We start from the raw sequence: 17,489 nt of genomic DNA, 5'->3' as shown, positions 1-17,489 counted from the left end.
CATGGCCGATGTCATTCTCGTTCTCAACGCCGGTTCGTCGAGCATCAAGTTCAGCGCCTTCGACGTGGAGGGCGGCGCGCTGGAGCTCGTCACGCATGGGCAGGTGGAAGGTCTGTTCAGCTCGCCGCACTTCGTCGCGTTCAATGCGAACGGCGAGAAGACCGGCGAGCACGCGTGGGGCGAAGGCACGAAGCTCGAACATGCCGATGCCATCGCGCATCTCGGGGCTTTTCTGCGCGGACACGGCGCGGGGCATCATCTGATCGGCGTGGGGCATCGCGTGGTGCATGGCGGCGCGCGTTTCACGAAACCGGTGCTGACGAGCGACGCGGTGCTCGACGAACTCGACACGCTCACGCCGCTCGCGCCGCTGCATCAGCCGCATAACCTGAAGCCCATCCGCATCATCGCGGAGCGCAATCCGGGGCTGCCGCAAGTCGCCTGCTTCGATACCGCGTTCCACGCGACACAGGCGCCGCTCGCGCAGGCGTTCGCGCTGCCCGAATCGATCACGAAGAACGGCGTGAAGCGTTACGGCTTTCATGGTCTCTCGTATGAATACATCGCGAGCGCGCTGCCGGGAATCGCGCCCGATGCGGCGAAAGGGCGCACGGTCGTCGCGCATCTGGGCAATGGCGCGAGCCTCTGCGCGATGCACGCGGGCAAGAGCGTCGCGAGCACGATGGGCTTCACCGCCGTCGACGGCCTCATGATGGGCACGCGCAGCGGCAATCTCGATCCGGGCGTGATTCTTTATCTGCTCGACGAGCTGGGCATGAACGCGCGCGACATCGAAGACCTGCTGTATCGCAAGTCGGGTTTGCTCGGTGTCTCCGGCATCTCGGGCGACATGCGCGCGCTCCTCGCGAGCAGCGACGAACGCGCGCGCTTTGCCATCGATCTGTACGTGTATCGCATCGGCCGCGAACTCGGCTCGATGAGCGCGGCGCTGCAAGGGCTCGATGCGATCGTGTTCACGGCGGGCATCGGCGAGCATTCGAAAGAGATACGGCAGCGCGTGTGCGAACAGGCGGCGTGGTGGGGCATCGAGCTCGACGCGCAGGCCAACGACAGCGGCGGCCCGCGCATCAGCACGGCGTCGAGCAAGCTGAGCGCGTGGGTGATTCCGACCAACGAGGAACTGATGATCGCGCGCCATGCGCTGGCGCTGATCGAAGGAGCATCCGCATGACGCTGAACGTTCCGCAGCCTGTTTTGAAGGGCATGAAGGCACTCGTCACAGGCATCGCCAACGAGCATTCGATCGCCTACGGTTGCGCGAAGGCGTTTCGCGAGCTGGGCGCCGATCTCGCCATCACGTATGCCGACGAGAAAGCGCGGCCCTATGTCGAGCCGGTCGCGCAGGCGCTCGAAGCGCCGATCTTCATGCCGCTCAACGCGTCGAGCCAGGACGAGCTCGACGCGGTGTTCGAGCGCATCGGCAGCGAATGGGGCAAGCTCGATATCCTCGTGCACTCGATCGCATGGGCGCCGAAGGAGGATCTGCAAGGCGGCCTTCTGAACTGCTCGGCGGAAGGCTTCGCGAAAGCGATGGACATCTCCTGTCATTCGTTCGTGCGCATGGCGCGGCTCGCGGCGCCGCTCATGAAAGACGGCGGCACGATGTTCACGATGAGCTATCACGGCGCGAACAAGGTTGTCGCCAATTACAACGTGATGGGCCCGGTGAAGGCCGCGCTCGAAGCGTGCGCGCGCTATCTCGCCTACGAGCTCGGCCCGCAGGGCGTGCGCGTGCACGCGATCTCGCCGGGGCCGCTCAAGACGCGCGCCGCATCGGGACTCAAGGACTTCGATCTGCTGCTGACCGAGGCCGCGGAGCGCGCGCCGCTCGGCGAGCTGGTCGACATCATGGACGTCGGCTTCACGTGCGCCTTCCTCGCGACGCCTTTCGCGCGGCGCCTGTCGGGAGAAACGCTTTACGTGGACGGCGGCGTGCACATCATGGGATGAATCTCTTCGGCTGGCTCTTTCATCGCGATACGGGCGACCACGGCGCGTCGCGTGAAGACGTGCGGGAAGCGCTCGAACGCATTGTCGCGATCGCGCCGCAGGTGAGGCTCGCGAATCGTTATGAAGCGCGGCTTGCGCCGGTCATCGGCAAGACGCTCGGCTATGCGCGCGAGCTCGTTGGCGCGCTGCCCAAAGCGCGCGACGCGACGCCCGGCGCCTGGGCCGGCGATCCTATGCTGCGCGCGATGTTCGCGACGCCCGAGGATATCGTGAGCGTCATCGGCCTGTCGAATGAAGTGCGCGGCTGGTTCGACGAGCACTTCGCGGCGGATCACGTGCATGCGGTGCTGAGCAGCAGGATGGTCGAGCGGCGCGTGCTCGGCGCGGCGCTCGAAGGCGGCGTGATGCGCTCGGACGTCGCGCGCACGACGATCGGTTTCGAGGACAAGCGCATCCGCATCTGCGATGAAACCGACGACGCGCTTCGCAGCAACATCGTGCTGCGCATCGTCGAGCAGCTCACGCTAGAAGCCCTGTCGCGCTTCACGGCGCAGGAAGCGCAGCGCGACGCGCTCAACGAACATCGCGCGCTGCTCAACGCGAGAATGCAGATGCTCGGCCGGCGCGGCGCGGGCATGAGCGGTCTCGTGAATTCGGGGGAGGCGTCCGGCGACATGGCGCGCCTGCAACGCGATGTCGCCGAAAACGAAGCGGCGCTCGCCGCGCTCGGCTCGCGCGCCGAGGCCGTCGATGTGCAACTGCGCACGCTCGTCGATCTGCTTGCCGAGCCTTCGGCGCTCATCAGCGTCGACACGCGCACGCTCTGCATCAATCAGATGAACCTGCTCGTGGAAGAGGGCAGCGAGGAATGCGGCGCGAACGTGACCATCAACCTCGCGCATATGCCGATGCAGCCGCCGCAAACGCGCGCGGTCCAGTTCGTGCGCATCGCGCGGCGCGACATGCCGCCCGCGGGCACCGCCCTCGACGGCGCGGAGCACTGGGTGCTGTGACCGCGCGTTTCAAGGCGACGCGTTGCGGGCGATCGCGGTCGCGATGTCGCGGCTCACGCTCGCGAGCGCGCGGCTGTGCGCCGCCGCGAGCGCATCCCAGTCCTGCCCGCTGACCGGCTCGCGCACGAGCGAGCGGCCGCTCGCCGCGGCGTTTTCGTCGCCGAAGCGGCGCACGGCCCAGTGCGCGTCGATCACGACGGCATCGCCGGGCACGGATTCGAACTGCTGGATATCGACGCGCACGCGCAGCGCCTCCGGGTCGAATATCGCGCGCGAGGCGACCGTCACCTTGTCGGAGCCGAGCAGGAGCGCGAGATCGCCGGCGATAGCGTCCGCGATGCTGCTCTTGATCGGCTCGCCCCAGCGCGCGTATTCGTTGAGCGCGACCTCGTTGTTCGTGTTGCGCGTGACGATCTGCGGACGATCGACGAGATCGGGCACCGTCACCGGTCCGACGATCACGGGCCGCGAGACCGCGCGCGGGGTCGTGGCCGTGAGCGAGGGATCGGCGCTCAGGCGATAGAAGCTCGTGCTCGGCGAACGGCAGCCGGCGACGAGGGCAGCGAGCAGGAGAGACAGGAGTAAAGGCCGCATCACTTCTTGTCCTCCGGCTTGCCGCGCAGCAACGCTTCGGGATGCTGCTGCAGATAATCCGCGAGACTGCGGAACGAAACGGCGGTGCGCGTCAGCTCGCGGATCGCCTCGGTCGTGTCCTGCTGCAGGCCCGAATCCGGCATGAGCGTCGAATGCGCGGCATCGAGCGCGGCGCGCGCGGCGGCGAGCGTCGTCGCGGCTTGCGGCACGACCTGCGAGTTGATGCCCTGCATCAGCGCGGTCGTGCTGTTGAGGGTCTGCCGCGCGCTCGCGGTGAGTTCCTCGATCGGCAGCTTGTCGATGCGCGTCATGATGCGGTTGATCGAATCCTGCAGCGAATCGAGGCCGCTCGGCGTGGTCGGCAGTTCGGGCGGCGTGCGGTTCCAGTCGACGCTCGCCTTCGGCGCGGTCGGGAAGAAATCGAGCGACACATACAGCTGGCCCGTCAGCAGGCTGCCCGTGCGCAACTGCCCGCGCAAGCCGCGCGAGACCAGCAGATCCGCGAGCGCCTTCGGATCGCTCGCCACGCGTCCGCCCTTCGGCTCCTTCGCGAAGCGCGACGTGAAGCGCTCCGGATAGAGCTTCACTTCGACCGGAATGCTGATCTGCTTCGTCACCGGATCGAAGCGCGTATAGATGGCCGACACTTCGCCGATCTGTATGCCGCGGAACTCGACCGGCGCGCCGATCGCGAGCCCGCGCACCGAGCCCTGGAAGTTGAACGCGTAAGTCTCGACGATGCGCTCCTGCACGCGCAACGCTTCCCCGCGCGTCGGGTAGAGCCTGAAAACGGTGTCGGGCTGCGCCTCGGCCCAGTTCAGCGACACGGCCGGCGTCTCGAACGCGAGCCCGCCGATCAGGATCGACACCAGCGATTGCGTGTTGACCTTGAGCCCGTCGGTGCCGAGCGTCACGTCGATGCCGCCCGCCTGCCAGAAACGCGAATCGGCGTTCACGTAACGGTCGTAGGGCGCGTTGATGAACACATTCAGGGTGACGCCGCTGCCATCCTTGTCGAGTTCGAACGACGTGACCTGGCCCACCTGCAGGCGGCGGAAATAGACCGGCGTGCCGACATCGACGGAACCGAGGTCCGGCGCCTTCAGCACGAACTTGCGGCCGGGCACGTCGCTCGCGAAGACCGGCGGCGTTTCGAGCCCGACATAATCGCGCCGGTCCTGCTTCGTGCGGCCGATATCCATGCCGATATACGCGCCCGACAGCAAGGTGCTGATGCCCGACACCGAGCCGCCCGCCACGCGGGGGCGCACGACCCAGAAGCGCGTGTCGTCGACGAGCATCTTGGACGCATCGCGCGTCAGTTCGGCGGTGGCGATGACGTGCTTGTAGTCCTTCGACAGCGCCACCGACTTCACGAGGCCGATGTCCACGTCCTTGAACTTGATCTTCGTCTTGCCCGCCTCGAGCCCTTCGCCGGTCTTGAAGCTGATGGTGACGGTCGGGCCCTGCGCGAGCACGGCCTGCACCGCGAGCCAGATGCCGACCGCCACCGCGATCGCAGGCACGACCCAGACCCATGGAATGCGCCAGCGCTTCTTCGGCGCGACTTCCGCCTCGGGGATATCGCCGGGTGTGTTCATTGTCGTTCGTCCCGTGGTGGCGCTGAATCCCAGATCAGGCGCGGATCGAACGACATCGCGGCGAACATCGTCAACACGACGACGGCGCCGAACGCGATCGCGGCGGGCCCGGCCTCGATCGTCGCCATCGCGCTGAACTGCACGAGCGCGACGAGCACGGCGATCACGTAGATATCGAGCATCGACCAGCGTCCCACCAGCTCGACGATGCGGTAGATGCGCGCGCGCTGCACGTTGCGCATCGACATGCGCAGATTCGCAGTCGTGGCGAGATAGCCGATGGCGAGAATCTTGAGCATCGGCACGGCAATGCTCGCGATGAACACGATGATCGCGAGCGGCCACGATCCCGAATGCCACAGATACGCGACGCCGCTCATGATCGTGTCCTTCTGCGCGCCGAAGAGCGAGCTCGTGTTCATCACGGGCAGCAGGTTCGCGGGGATGTAGAGGATCGCCGCCGCGATCAGGTACGCCCACGTGCGCGACAGGCTGGCGGGCTTGCGCAGATGCAGGCGCGCGCCGCAGCGCGGGCAGCACAAATGTTCATGACGTTGGATGCCGCGCGTGGACAGGCCGCAATCGTGACAGACGCAGATGCCGCTCTCCGCCGCCGTGCGCCCGGAGAGCGGCGTGTCGGCGGGCATGCCGGGCGGCGCGCCTTCGAGGCGCATCCACAACGCGCGCTCGTCGAATTCCGATGCCGCCGCGACGAGCAGCAGCATCAGCGCGGCGAGCGACCACAGCGCCGGCGCCGTCACCACCGACGCGATATGCGCGAGCTTCACGACCGCGACGAGCAGGCCGAGCATCAGCACTTCGGTCATGCCCCAGTCGCGTGCGATGCGCAGGAGGCGGAACACGACGTCGGCGTGCCACGGCCTGCGGTTCAGATGGAGCGGCAGGATCAGCCACACCATGCCGAGCGCCTGGAGCGCGGGCATCAGGACCGTCGTGATGAAGATGAGGCCGGCGAGCGGCCACATGCCGTCGCGGTAGAGCACGCGCACCGCGCCGATGAGCGTCGTCTCGACGAGATCGCCGTTGACCGCAAGGCCGACGATCGGAAACGCGTTCGAGATCACCCACAGCACGCAGGCCGCGAGCGCGTAGGCGAGCGCGCGGTCGAAGCCGCGCCCGCGGCGGCGGTACAGCACCGCGCGGCATCGGCAGCAGCGCAGCGTGCCGCCGGGCGGCACGTCGCTTTCGCGCTGCATGAGATCGCACTCGTGGCAGGCAATCAGCGCGCGCTTGTTGCGATCGTCGGATGTCACCGTGTTCATTGCACTGTCTGCGATGCGGGTTGGCCTGCGGGTTGGCCCGATTGGGTTGCGTCGGCGGGCGCGGCGGTCTGCTGCGTCGTCATCTTGTCCGCCGTGACGACCCAGCCGCCGCCCATCACCTTGTACAGCGTGACGAACGATGCGAGCGCGGCGGCCTGCGTCTGCGTCTGCGAGAGTTGCGCGTTGAAGAGGCTGCGCTCGGCGTCGAGCACTTCGATGTAGCTCGTGTAGCCGCCTTCATAGCGCGCCCGCGCGAGACGCGAATAGGTGGAGAGCGCCGTCACCTGACGGCCTTGCACTTCGAATTGCTCATGCAGTTTCTGCGACGAGATCAGCGCATCGTCGACTTCCTGGAACGCGACCTGTATCGCCTTTTGGTACGTGAGCAGCGCCGCCTGCTGCTGCGCCTCCGCCGATTGCACCTGGCCGGAGATGTTGCCCGCCGTGAAGATAGGCTGCGTGACCTGGCCCGCGAACGACCACACGCGCGCCGGCCCCGTGAAGAGCGACGAGAACTGGCCGCTCGCGGTGCCGAGCAGACCCGTCAGCGAAATCTGCGGGAAGTACAGCGCGCGCGCCGCACCGATCAGCGCATTGGCCGCGATCAGATCCTGCTCCGCCTGAAGCAGATCCGGCCGGCGCTCCAGCAGATCCGACGGCAGGCCCGCCGGAATCACGGGCGTCGCCAGCTCGCCGAGCGTCCGGCCGCGCACGATCGGTCCGGGGTTCGCGCCGAGCAGGACCGAGAGCGCATCTTCCTGCTGCGCGATCTGCGTTTCGAGCTGCGGGATCGTCGAAAGAGACGCTTCGTATTCGGACTGGCTTTGCGCGAGCTCCATCTGCGAGACTTCGCCGCCTTCGAAGCGCAGCGTGAACACATGCACGGATTCGGCGCGGCTCTCGGTCGTCGCCTTCGCGATTTCGAGCTGCTTGTCGAGGCTGCGCAGATTCAGATACGACGACGCCACCGACGCCACCAGCGACAGGATCGTCGCGCGCCGTCCTTCCTCGCTCGACAGCAGGTTCGCGCGCGCGGCCTCGGTCAGCCGCCGGTTGCGCCCGAAGAGATCGATCTCCCACGCCGCCGAGATGGACAGTTCGAAGCTGTTGTAGACCGGCCCGAAGCCGTTCAGCGGCTGCGGCCCCGCCGCCGACGCGCGCTGCCGCGACGCCATGGCGCCCGCCCCGACCTGTGGGAACAGCGCGGAACGCGTCGTGACGAACTGGCCCATGAACTGTTCGACGCGCGCCGCCGCGATCTTCACGTCCTTGTTGTTCGCGAGCGCGGTCGAGATCAGATCGTCGAGCACCGGGTCCTGGAACTGCCTCCACCATTCGGTGTTCGCGGTGTCCGAGACTTCGGCCGCGGCGAAGCGATAGGTCGCGGGCGTCTCGACCGGTTGCCGCGAGTAGTCCGGGCCGAGCAGGCAGCCGCTCAGCGAGAGCGCGGCGGCAACGCTCGCGAAAGAGGGAATGAGCCGGGCGCGCCGCATGTCAGTCTCCCTTGTCCGGAGCGGACGGCGAGGCATTCGGGCCGCTTCCCGATGCGTTCTGGGCCTGCTTGGTGTCGGCGGCGGTGGCGGGCGCTTCGGCGCTCTTTTCGCCACTCTTCTTCTTCGAGCGCCCAGACAGCGTTTCGAGTCCCCAGAAGAACATCGGGATGAAGAACACGGCGATGGCGGTGGCGCCGAGCATCCCGCCGATCACGCCCGTGCCGATGGAATGACGGCTGTTGGCCGATGCGCCCGTCGCGATCGCGAGCGGTACGCAGCCGAGAATGAACGCGAGCGAGGTCATCACGATCGGGCGCAGGCGCTCTTCGGCGGCGACCATCGCCGCGTCGTAGACGGACTTGCCCGATTCGCGGTTCAGCACGGCGAACTCGAAGATGAGAATCGCGTTCTTCGCCGCGAGCGCGACCAGCATGGTGAGGCCGATCTGGAAGTAGACGTCGTTGTTGAGGCCGCGCAACAGGATCGCGAGCAGCGCGCCGAAGATCGCGAACGGCACCGCCATCAGCACGCCGAACGGCAGGCTCCACTTCTCGTACTGCGCGGCGAGGATCAGGAAGACCATGATCAGGCCGAACACGAAGACGAGCCCCGAGGTGCCGCCCGCCTGTTTCGCCTCGTACGCCTCGCCGCTCCACCCGATGCCGTAATCGGACGGCAGGCCCGCCGCGACTTCCTCGAGCGCCTGGATCACTTGCCCCGACGCATAGCCGGGCGCCGCGTTCGCCGTGATCTTCACCGCCGGGAAGTTGTTGAAGCGCGTGATGAGATCGGGCCCGGTGACGTAGCGTGTGGTGACCACGGACTTGAGCGGCACCATCTCGCCGGTCTTGCTCTTCACGAAGATCTGCGTGAGATCGTCCGGCTTCAGCCGATACTGCGGTTCCGCCTGAAGAATCACCTGCCACAGCCGGCTCGACCGGTTGAACTGCGACACATAGAGCGAGCCGAACATCGTCTGCATCGCGCTATAGACGTCCTCGACGGGCACGCCGAGCGTTTCGGCCTTGTCGCGGTCGACACTGGCGAGCAGTTGTTGCGACGACGCGTTGAAGGTGTTGGTCACGCCCGTCAGCTCGGGCCGCGCCTTCGCCTTCGCGACGAAATCGTCGACGACCGCCGCGAACTGCGAAATGGTCGAGTCGCCCTTGCTCTGGATCCATATCTCGGTGCCGCCCGTCGTGCCGAGGCCTGGAATCGACGGCGGATTCAGCGGCACGACGATGCCCTCCTTGATCTGCGACAAATGCTTGTAGGCGTCGATGAGCACGGCGCGCGCGTTCTGCGTGCGGATATTCGCCGATTTGTAGCGCTCGTCGAAACTCTTGAAGCCGACGAAGAAGGTCGACGAGTTGTTCTTGTTCTGGCTGTCGAGCAGGCTGAAGCCATCGACGGTCGTGATGCTGCCGACCGCCGGCTGCTTCATGAAATACTCGGTGACGCGATCGGACACCTGGCCGGTGCGGTCGAGCGAGGCGGCATCGGGCATGATCACCGCGCCGAGCAGATAGCCCTGATCCTCCGGCGGCAGGAACGCGGTGGGGATGTCCTTCATCATCACGACGGCGAGCGCGATCATGCCGACGAATAGCAGCAGCGCGATCACGAAGCGCTTGATGATGAGCCGCACCATGCTCGTGTAGCCGCGCGTCATGCGCGCGAACTGGTTATCGAACCAGCGGAAGAAGCCTTTCTTCTCGTGGTGTCCGGGCTTCAGCAGCAAGGCCGCGAGGGCAGGCGACAAGGTCAGCGCGACGATGCCCGATAACACCACCGATATCGCTATCGTGATGGCGAACTGCTTGTACATCTGCCCGGTGATGCCGCCGAGGAACGCCACCGGCACGAACACCGCGCACAGCACGAGCACGATGGCCACCACCGGCCCGGCTACTTCGTCCATGGCCTTTTTCGCGGCGGTCTTCGGATCGAGCTTGAACACTGTCATGTTGCGCTCGACGTTCTCGATCACGACGATCGCATCGTCCACGACAATCCCGATGGCGAGCACCATGCCGAACAGTGTCAGCATGTTGATGGAGAAGCCGAGCGCTTCCATGCCCATGAACGTGCCGACGATCGACACCGGCACCGCGATAACCGGAATCAGCGTGGCGCGCAGGCTTTGCAGGAACACGAACACGACGATCACGACCAGCACGACCGCCTCGAAGAACGTGTGAATCACATCGGAGATGGACGCGCGCGTGAACTCGGTCGTGTCCATCGCGATTTCGTAGTCGATGCCCTCCGGGAACGTTTTCTTCATCTCGGCGAGCGTCGCGCGCACCGCCTTCGACACGTCGAGCGCGTTCGCCCCCGGCTGCTGATACACGGCGATCACCGTCGCGGATTTGCCCTGGAAGCGGCTGCGGATCGAATAGTCCTTCTGCCCGAGCTCGGCGCGGCCCACGTCCTTCAGACGCACGATCGCGGCGCCGCCCGATTGCGCGCGGATGATGATGTTCTCGAACTCCGCTGGCTCCGTGAGGCGTCCCGTGGTCGTCACCGCGAAGGACTGCTCGACGGGCGAGCCTGTCGGCGACTGGCCGAGACGGCCGACCGCGAACTGCTGGTTCTGGTTCGCGACCGCGCGCTGCACGTCGCCGGCGGTGATGCCGAGCTGCGCCATGCGGTCGGGCTTGAGCCAGATGCGCATCGCGTAATCGGGCGTGCCGAAGATGCTCGACTGGTTCGCGCCGGGAATGCGCTTCAGCGCGTCGAGGACATACACGTTCGCGTAGTTCGCGATGTAGGTCGCGTCATAGCGCTCGTCGGGCGAATAGATGGCGAGCACCATCATGAACGCCTGCGACTTCTTCTGCACCTGCACGCCCTGCGCCGTCACCGACTGCGGCAGTTGCGGCAGCGCGAGGTTCACGCGGTTCTGCACGTCGACCTGCGCGAGCTCCGGATTCGTGCCGATCTGGAAGTACGCGTTGATCGTCAGATTGCCCGTCGACGAACTCGACGAGCTCATGTAGATCATGTTGTCCGCGCCGTTGACCTGCTGCTCGATCGGCGCGGCCACGTTGTTCGCGACGACGTCGGCGCTCGCGCCCGGATAGGTCGCGGAGATCGTGATCTGCGGCGGCGTGATGTCGGGATATTGCGCAGTGGGCAGCGCGAGCATGGTCAGCGCGCCGCCCAGCGTGATGACAATCGATATGACCGACGCGAAAATCGGACGGTCAATGCAGAAATGTGAAATGTTCATTGGCCTCTTCCGCGCGTGCTTCCGATAGTCGTCTGATCAGATCACTTCACTTGCCGGTCCCGCCGCTGTCGGTCTTGGTCTTGTCGAGCGACGCCTCCTGCGCGCCCGACGCCGGCGCCGCGCCCGCGGCGGGGGCGGGGGCGGCGACGATGCGGATATGCGAATCCGCGCCGACCCGGATCGCGCCATCGACGACGACGCGTTCGCCCGCTTTCAGGCCATCCGTGATGAACCAGTTGTCGCCGTGCCATTCGCCGACTTCGACGACACGCTGGCGCGGCTTCGACTCGTTGTCCAGCACCCAGACGAAATGGCTTTTCGCGCCCTGCAAGACCGCGCGCTGCGGCAGCAGTATCGCGTTGGGCCGCACCGCGCCCGCCACGCGCGCCTTCACGAACTGGCCGGGCCGCAGCGTGCCCTTCGGGTTGGAAAACACCGCGCGCACGAGGAACGTGCCCGTCTCCGTGTTGAACGCCGGATTGGTGAAGTCGATGCGGCCCGTCTGCGGATAGACCGAGCCGTCGGCCAGAATCACGGTCACGTCGAACTTGTCGTCGGGCGGAAAGCGCAACTGGCCTTTATGGATCTGCTCGCGGTAGGTCAGCAACTCGTTCTCCGAGATGCTGAAGTTCACCCACATCGGGTCGAGCTGATAGACGAGGGTGAGCAGGCCCGATTGCGTCGGCGTCACGTAGCTGCCTTCCTGCACGCGCGCGAAGCTCGAGAGCCCTTTGAGCGGCGAGCGGATCGTCGTGTAACTGAGGTTCAGTTCGGCGGTCTGCACTTCGCCTTTCGCGGCGATCACGGCGGCCTCGGCGCTCTTCTCGTTGCCGACGGCGTCGTCGAGATCCTTCTTGCTCAACGCGTTCATCGCGGCGAGCGGTTTCACGCGCGCTAGATTCTGCTGCGTCACGAGGAGCCGCGCCTGCTGCTGCGCGAGCGAGCCCTTGGCGGTTTGCAGCGCGGCCTCGAACGGGCGCTTGTCCATGAGGAACATCACCTGGCCTTCGCTGACGAGCGAGCCTTCGGTGTACATGCGCTTTTCCAGAAAGCCGTCGACGCGCGCCCGTATTTCCACTTCGCGCGAACTTTGCGTCTGCGCGGTGAATTCGAAGTCGACGGAAGTCGATTGCGCGGCCACCGTCACGACGGTGACATCGACGGGGGGCTTCTGCGCTTCGGGAGCCTGCTTCTTGCACGCGGCGAGCGCGAGCGACGCGGCTGCGGCGACTGCGAAAAGACGCAGTGCGCGCATGGGGCGCGACGGTTGAACGAACGAGCAGCAGTCCAGTACCAGTTCCGACACGAACGCCATAGGCGCCTCCCTCTTGGGATGGCCGATCGTTGATGAGCGAGCGCGCCTTAAGGCGCCTCGCCGCGACATGCTCGCGGTGTGCGTTTCAGCGAATGCGCGTCTGGAAAACGCGGGTCTTCCAGGAGCGTGTTCGCCATGCGATGAAATCGCGCGGGACAGGACTCTTTGGCGACGTCAACGAGCGCGAGCCTGATGCTTGTGGTGTGTCGTAGCTGCCTCCGGTTTTGACGGTCGATTTTTAGCGAGAGAGCTGCTCATGCTTCGCCGTCGCTTAACGTGACGTGCGTGACGAGTCTAGTAATAGCTGAACTCGGCTGAAAACGCCATAGCCTTTAATGCCATTTTGACTCGACGCCAGGAACGGCATGCGCAGCAATTACTGAATTGCCGCGACCGGCCTTGCGGAGCGTTGTCGGCGGCGGAAGCTATGGATCGCTTACCAGTCCGCCCGATTCGTCATGCCGATTTATGAAACACTGAGGGGAAACGTCGCAGCTTTCGGATCGATGCCGTCATGCCGGTGTCATGTGTTTCACAGATGACCGAACAACGCCCTCGGCCGGTCCCGCAACGTGCTCGCCAGCGTCCGCAATCCGTTGACGAGCTGATCGCGACTCTCCGCGCAAGCGAGATTGATGCGCACGCCGTGCTCGATTTCCGACCTGTCCACGGCGAACGCCGACGACGGCATCACCACCACGCCGCGCGCCTTCGCATTCGCGGCGAAGTCGTCGGCGCGCCAGGGCAGCGGCAGCTTCAGCCACACGAACATGCAGGCCGGATCGGACTGCAACAATTCCTGCGGCAGCAGCTCGCGCGCGAGATCATGCCGCGCGCGAATCTCGGCGAGTTGCGCGTTCATGATGTGCTGCGCGGTGCCGTCTTCCATCCATACGGTGGCGATCAGCATGGACAGGGGCGCGGGCATCCACGCCGTCGTGCGCACGGCCTCCGCACACAGCGCGGCGTTGTCCTTCGGGCTCAGCAGATAGCCGAGACGCAAGCCGGGCGCGAGAATCTTCGACGTCGCCGAAATATGGAACGTCAGTTCGGGACACAGGCTCGCGAGCGTCGGCAAGCGTTGCGCGACGAGCGGGCCGTAGACGTCGTCCTCGATGATCGCCACGCCATGCCGGCGCGCGACATCGACGAGCGCCATGCGCCGCTCGAGGCTCATCGTGATGACAGTGGGATTCTGCAGGTTCGGCACCGTGAAAATGGCCTTCACCGGCACGCGCCGGCACACGCGCTCCACTTCGTCGATCAGCAGGCCGTCGCGGTCGCTCGGAATGCCGACGATTTCGAACTGGAACACCGGCGCGAGCGCCTTCAGCCCGTAATAGGTGAGCTGGTCCGCGAGGATCACGCCATCCGTGCCGATCAGGCTGTTGAGCACCGCATACAGCCCATGCTGCGCGCCGCTCGTCACGACGACCTGATCGGCGGTCGGCGTGAAGCCCGGCGCGCTCATCCAGCGCGCGCCCGCCGCCCGCGCCCATGACGGCCCCTGCGGCGGCTGATATTCCTGCACCTGCGCAAAGCGCGGGTCGCGCGGCAGCTCGGCCATCGTGCGCGCGAGGCACGCGAGGAATTCGCCGGTCGCGGGCCGGTTGACCGTCAGGTCGATGACCGAGCTTGCCGTGCTCGCGGGCGGCGTCTCGACGCTCGGCATCGCGCCGCCGGTCACGAGCGAGCCGCGCCGCTTGCTGCCGATGACGAGGCCGCGCAACTGCAGTTCCTTATACGCGCGCGACACCGTGGACACGTTGATGCCCAGTTCGCTCGCCAGTTGCCGCTGCGGCGGCAGGCGGCTGCCCGGCGGATACACGCCGCTGCGAATTTCCTTTTCGATGGAGCTGGACACCTCGATGTACGTCGAGCGCTTCGTCGCGCCGTCGGCTTCGCCGTTTGTGGCCAGCGTCTGATCCTTGTCAGAGGCCATGAATCTCTGTCTCCATACAAACCGTGCTTTGTCCGCAATTTGTGCGGAAGTGTGCCGATTCTAACCCAGAGTTGGCCTCGCACAATGCCGTCGTAGGCCTGGCTGCGGCCTGATGTCACTCTGCAAGTACCGATCCAGTCGACACCTAGGGAAAATCCCGGCGCCACACAATCGCGCTTTTAATTGCATACAAAAAAGTATTGTGTGATTCTAGATTCAGAGTTTGTATGGTGTGTGTCCGATTTTTGCGTCGGGCGCACGTCCGCTTCATCCGATCTTTGTCCGCAGGAGATTCTTGATGTCCTTGCCTCAATCCACTCGATCGACCGCATCCGGCAGTCACGCGAAACTCGGCTCGGCGCTGCGCCAGCGTCACGTCACGATGATCGCGCTCGGCGGCATCATCGGCGCGGGACTATTCGTCGGCAGCAGCGCGACGCTCGCCACCGTCGGCCCGGCGGCGTGCGTGTCCTATCTCGTCGCGGGCATCGTCGTGCTCATGGTCATGCGCATGCTCGGCGAAATGGCGCTTGCGGTGCCCGGCGTCGGCTCGTTCACCGAATACGCGCGCATCGGCCTCGGCAACTGGGCCGGTTTCACGAGCGGCTGGCTCTACTGGTATTTCTGGGTGATCGTCGTCGCGGTGGAGGCGGTCGCCGGTGCGGCGATCCTGCAGCGCTGGATACCCGCGCCCGTCTGGGCCATCGGGCTCGTGCTGCTGTCCGTGATGACCGCGATCAACCTGCTCTCGGTCAAGTCGTATGGCGAGTTCGAGTTCTGGTTCGCGTCGATCAAGGTCGCGGCGATCATCGTGTTCATCGCGATCGGCGCGGGCTATCTGCTTGGCTTCGGGCACACGGGCAGCGCGGTGACGCATCTCGTCGGCAATCGCGGCTTCCTGCCGTTCGGCACGATGTCCGTGTTCGCCGCCGTGCCGACGGTGATCTTCGCGGTCGGCGGCGCGGAGATCGCGACCATCGCCGCGGCGGAATCCGACGATCCCGCGAAGAGCGTCGCCGCGATGACGCGCTCGGTGATCCTGCGCGTCATCACGTTCTATGTCGGCTCGCTGTTCCTGATTGCGTGCATCGTGCCGTGGGGCAGCATCGTGACCGGGCATTCGCCGTTCGTCGCCGCCCTGGAGACGATGCGCATTCCCTACGCCGCCGACATCATGAACGCGATCGTGCTCGTCGCCGTGCTGTCCGCGCTGAATTCGGGCCTGTATGTGTCGTCGCGCATCCTGTTCCGTCTCGCCGAACGCGGCGATGCGCCCAAGTCGCTGCTCAGGCTCACGCCGCACAAGGTGCCGCGTCTTGCCGTGGTGCTGTCGAGCGTCGTGGGTTATGTGGCGATCATCGCGGCGATCGTGTCGCCGCAGGGCGTGTTCCTGTTCCTCGTGAACGCATCGGGCGCTGTGATGCTGTTCGTCTATCTCGCGACGGCGCTCGCGCAGATCCGCATTCGCCGGCGCATTCAGCAGGAAGCGCCCGAGCGTCTCACGCTGAAGATGTGGCTCTTTCCGTGGCTGTCGTATGCGGTCGTCGTTGCGATAGTCGGCGTGCTCGCGGCGATGGGCGCGGATAGCGATCTTCGTCCGCAACTGATGGCGAGTCTCGCGAGCCTCGCGGTGGCGTCGGCGGCGTATGTCTTCACGGCGAAGCGTCATCATCGAGATGAAGCGCGCGATTGCGCGACGGGCTTTCTGTCGAACGAAAGCAATCTGGCATGGAAGGGGCGTGACTGATGGCGAATGTGGCGATCATCGGCGCGGGGTTCATCGGCATGGCGAGCGCGGCCTGGCTTGTGCGCGACGGGCACGACGTCACGCTCTTCGATCCGTCGGGCGTGGCGCAGGGCGCGTCGTTCGGCAACGCGGGCACGTTCGCGCCTTACGGATGCGTGCCGGTGAACAATCCGTCCGTATTCCGCGATATCCCGCGCTTTCTGTTATCGAACGACAGCCCGTTCAGATTGCGCTGGCGCTATCTGCCGCAACTCGCGCCGTGGCTCGCGCGCTTTCTGATGAGCTCGCGGCGCGCGAATTACGAAGCGAGCGCGAAGGCTTTATCGGCGCTGCTTTCGCGTGCGCAGGAAGGCTATGCGCCCTTGCTGGCGGAAGACGGCCTCGCGCGTTTCGTCAAGCCGCGCGAGTGCCTGTATCTCTATTCGAGCGCGGCCTCGTTCGATGCCTCGCGCGATTCGCTCGCATTGCGCGAGCGGCTCGGCGTCGGCTTCGACGTGCTCGAAAGCGGCGCGATCCGCGAACTGGAACCGCAACTCGCGCCGATCTTCGCGCGCGGCGTGCTGTTTCGCGATAGCTGGCATTTCACCGATCCGGCTGGCTTTCTTCTGGCTCTGCACGAGCGGCTCGCGGCGCGCGGCGCGAAGCTCGAACGCACGAAAGTGGACGCGGTCGAACCGGGCGCGCAAGGCGTTTCATTGCGTTCGAACGGCGATGCGCGCCGCTTCGATCACGTCGTCATCGCAACGGGCGCACGTTCACGCGAGTTCGCGCGCCAATGCGGCGACGACGTCCCGCTCGACACGGAGCGCGGCTATCACGTGCGCTATGCGTGCGCATCGAACCTGATCTCGCGGCCATGCGGCTGGGCCGAACGCGGCTTCTACATGACGCCCATGAGCGACGGCATCCGCGTCGCGGGCACGGTCGAGCTCGCGGGCTTCACGGAACATCGCAACCGCGCGTTGCTGGATCTCGTCACGGTGTCGTCGAAGCGCGCGTTGCCTCTGCTCGGCACGCCCGATCGCGAATGGCTCGGCTTTCGTCCGACGCTGCCCGATGGCGTGCCCGTGATCGGCGCATCGAAGGCGAGCGAGCGCGTGATCTATGCATTCGGGCATCAGCATCTGGGCTTGACGCTCGCGGGCGTGAGCGGACGCATCGTCGCCGATCTGGTCGCGCGGCGCGCACCGCCGCTCGATCTCGCGAGTTATCGCGCGTCGCGCTTTCACTGAGCGGGACGCAACCTTTGAGGCCGGCTGCGCGGTGTCGCGCCGCGAGCAGGCCGTCCGACCGTG

At 65.8% G+C, this 17,489-nt stretch carries 12 protein-coding genes; 5 read left to right on the top strand and 7 right to left on the bottom strand.

Going from position 1 to position 17,489, the window contains the following annotated elements:
* Position 1 precedes the first annotated feature (1 nt).
* From AC1Z32_RS04945 to AC1Z32_RS04935, 3 genes are read left to right on the top strand one after another with little or no spacing between them, the layout of a single operon-like run.
* Positions 2–1,192, top strand: a complete 1,191-nt coding sequence (locus tag AC1Z32_RS04945) for an acetate/propionate family kinase (protein ID WP_483477577.1) — start codon at positions 2–4, stop codon at positions 1,190–1,192.
* Positions 1,189–1,971: an enoyl-ACP reductase FabI gene (fabI, locus tag AC1Z32_RS04940; protein WP_483477576.1), complete on the top strand. Its 783-nt coding sequence runs from the start codon at positions 1,189–1,191 to the stop codon at positions 1,969–1,971. Before AC1Z32_RS04945 ends, fabI begins: the two co-directional genes overlap by 4 nt.
* Complete coding sequence (locus AC1Z32_RS04935) at positions 1,968–2,984, top strand: hypothetical protein (RefSeq protein WP_483477575.1); 1,017 nt, start codon at positions 1,968–1,970, stop codon at positions 2,982–2,984. Before fabI ends, AC1Z32_RS04935 begins: the two co-directional genes overlap by 4 nt.
* A 9-nt stretch (positions 2,985–2,993) precedes the next feature.
* On the opposite strand, the gene AC1Z32_RS04930 is transcribed toward AC1Z32_RS04935, so the two are convergent.
* The 7 genes from AC1Z32_RS04930 to AC1Z32_RS04900 all read right to left on the bottom strand — a co-directional run bounded on the left by AC1Z32_RS04930 (position 2,994) and on the right by AC1Z32_RS04900 (position 14,447).
* Positions 2,994–3,578, bottom strand: a complete 585-nt coding sequence (locus AC1Z32_RS04930) for a PqiC family protein (protein WP_483477574.1) — start codon at positions 3,576–3,578, stop codon at positions 2,994–2,996.
* On the bottom strand, positions 3,578–5,179 hold the full coding sequence (locus AC1Z32_RS04925; protein ID WP_483477573.1) for a PqiB family protein: 1,602 nt from the start codon (positions 5,177–5,179) through the stop codon (positions 3,578–3,580). The genes AC1Z32_RS04930 and AC1Z32_RS04925 overlap by 1 nt, the downstream gene beginning before the upstream one ends.
* Positions 5,176–6,462 (bottom strand): paraquat-inducible protein A, encoded by a 1,287-nt coding sequence (locus AC1Z32_RS04920; protein WP_483477572.1) that lies wholly within the window; start codon positions 6,460–6,462, stop codon positions 5,176–5,178. Before AC1Z32_RS04920 ends, AC1Z32_RS04925 begins: the two co-directional genes overlap by 4 nt.
* The gene (locus AC1Z32_RS04915) at positions 6,459–7,955 is read right to left on the bottom strand and encodes an efflux transporter outer membrane subunit (RefSeq protein ID WP_483477571.1); all 1,497 of its coding nucleotides are present in this window, start codon (positions 7,953–7,955) and stop codon (positions 6,459–6,461) included. The genes AC1Z32_RS04920 and AC1Z32_RS04915 overlap by 4 nt, the downstream gene beginning before the upstream one ends.
* 1 nt (position 7,956) lies before the next feature.
* Positions 7,957–11,190, bottom strand: a complete 3,234-nt coding sequence (locus AC1Z32_RS04910) for an efflux RND transporter permease subunit (RefSeq protein ID WP_483477570.1) — start codon at positions 11,188–11,190, stop codon at positions 7,957–7,959.
* Positions 11,191–11,236: 46 nt separating this feature from the next.
* Positions 11,237–12,505 carry an efflux RND transporter periplasmic adaptor subunit gene (locus AC1Z32_RS04905; RefSeq protein ID WP_483477569.1) on the bottom strand — a complete coding sequence of 423 codons (1,269 nt, stop codon included), beginning with the start codon at positions 12,503–12,505 and terminating at the stop codon, positions 11,237–11,239.
* 532 nt (positions 12,506–13,037) lie between these two features.
* A complete protein-coding gene (locus AC1Z32_RS04900) occupies positions 13,038–14,447 on the bottom strand; it encodes an aminotransferase-like domain-containing protein (protein ID WP_483477568.1) in 1,410 nt (469 codons plus the stop codon).
* 298 nt (positions 14,448–14,745) lie between these two features.
* On the opposite strand from AC1Z32_RS04900, the gene AC1Z32_RS04895 reads away from it, so the two are divergent.
* On the top strand, positions 14,746–16,194 hold the full coding sequence (locus AC1Z32_RS04895) for an amino acid permease (RefSeq protein ID WP_483477567.1): 1,449 nt from the start codon (positions 14,746–14,748) through the stop codon (positions 16,192–16,194).
* Positions 16,194–17,426 carry an NAD(P)/FAD-dependent oxidoreductase gene (locus AC1Z32_RS04890; protein ID WP_483477566.1) on the top strand — a complete coding sequence of 411 codons (1,233 nt, stop codon included), beginning with the start codon at positions 16,194–16,196 and terminating at the stop codon, positions 17,424–17,426. The genes AC1Z32_RS04895 and AC1Z32_RS04890 overlap by 1 nt, the downstream gene beginning before the upstream one ends.
* The last annotated feature ends 63 nt before the right edge of the window (positions 17,427–17,489 follow it).

The organism is Caballeronia sp. 11_S32 (assembly GCF_056930355.1).
This window is presented reverse-complemented; position numbering and strand designations above follow the sequence as displayed.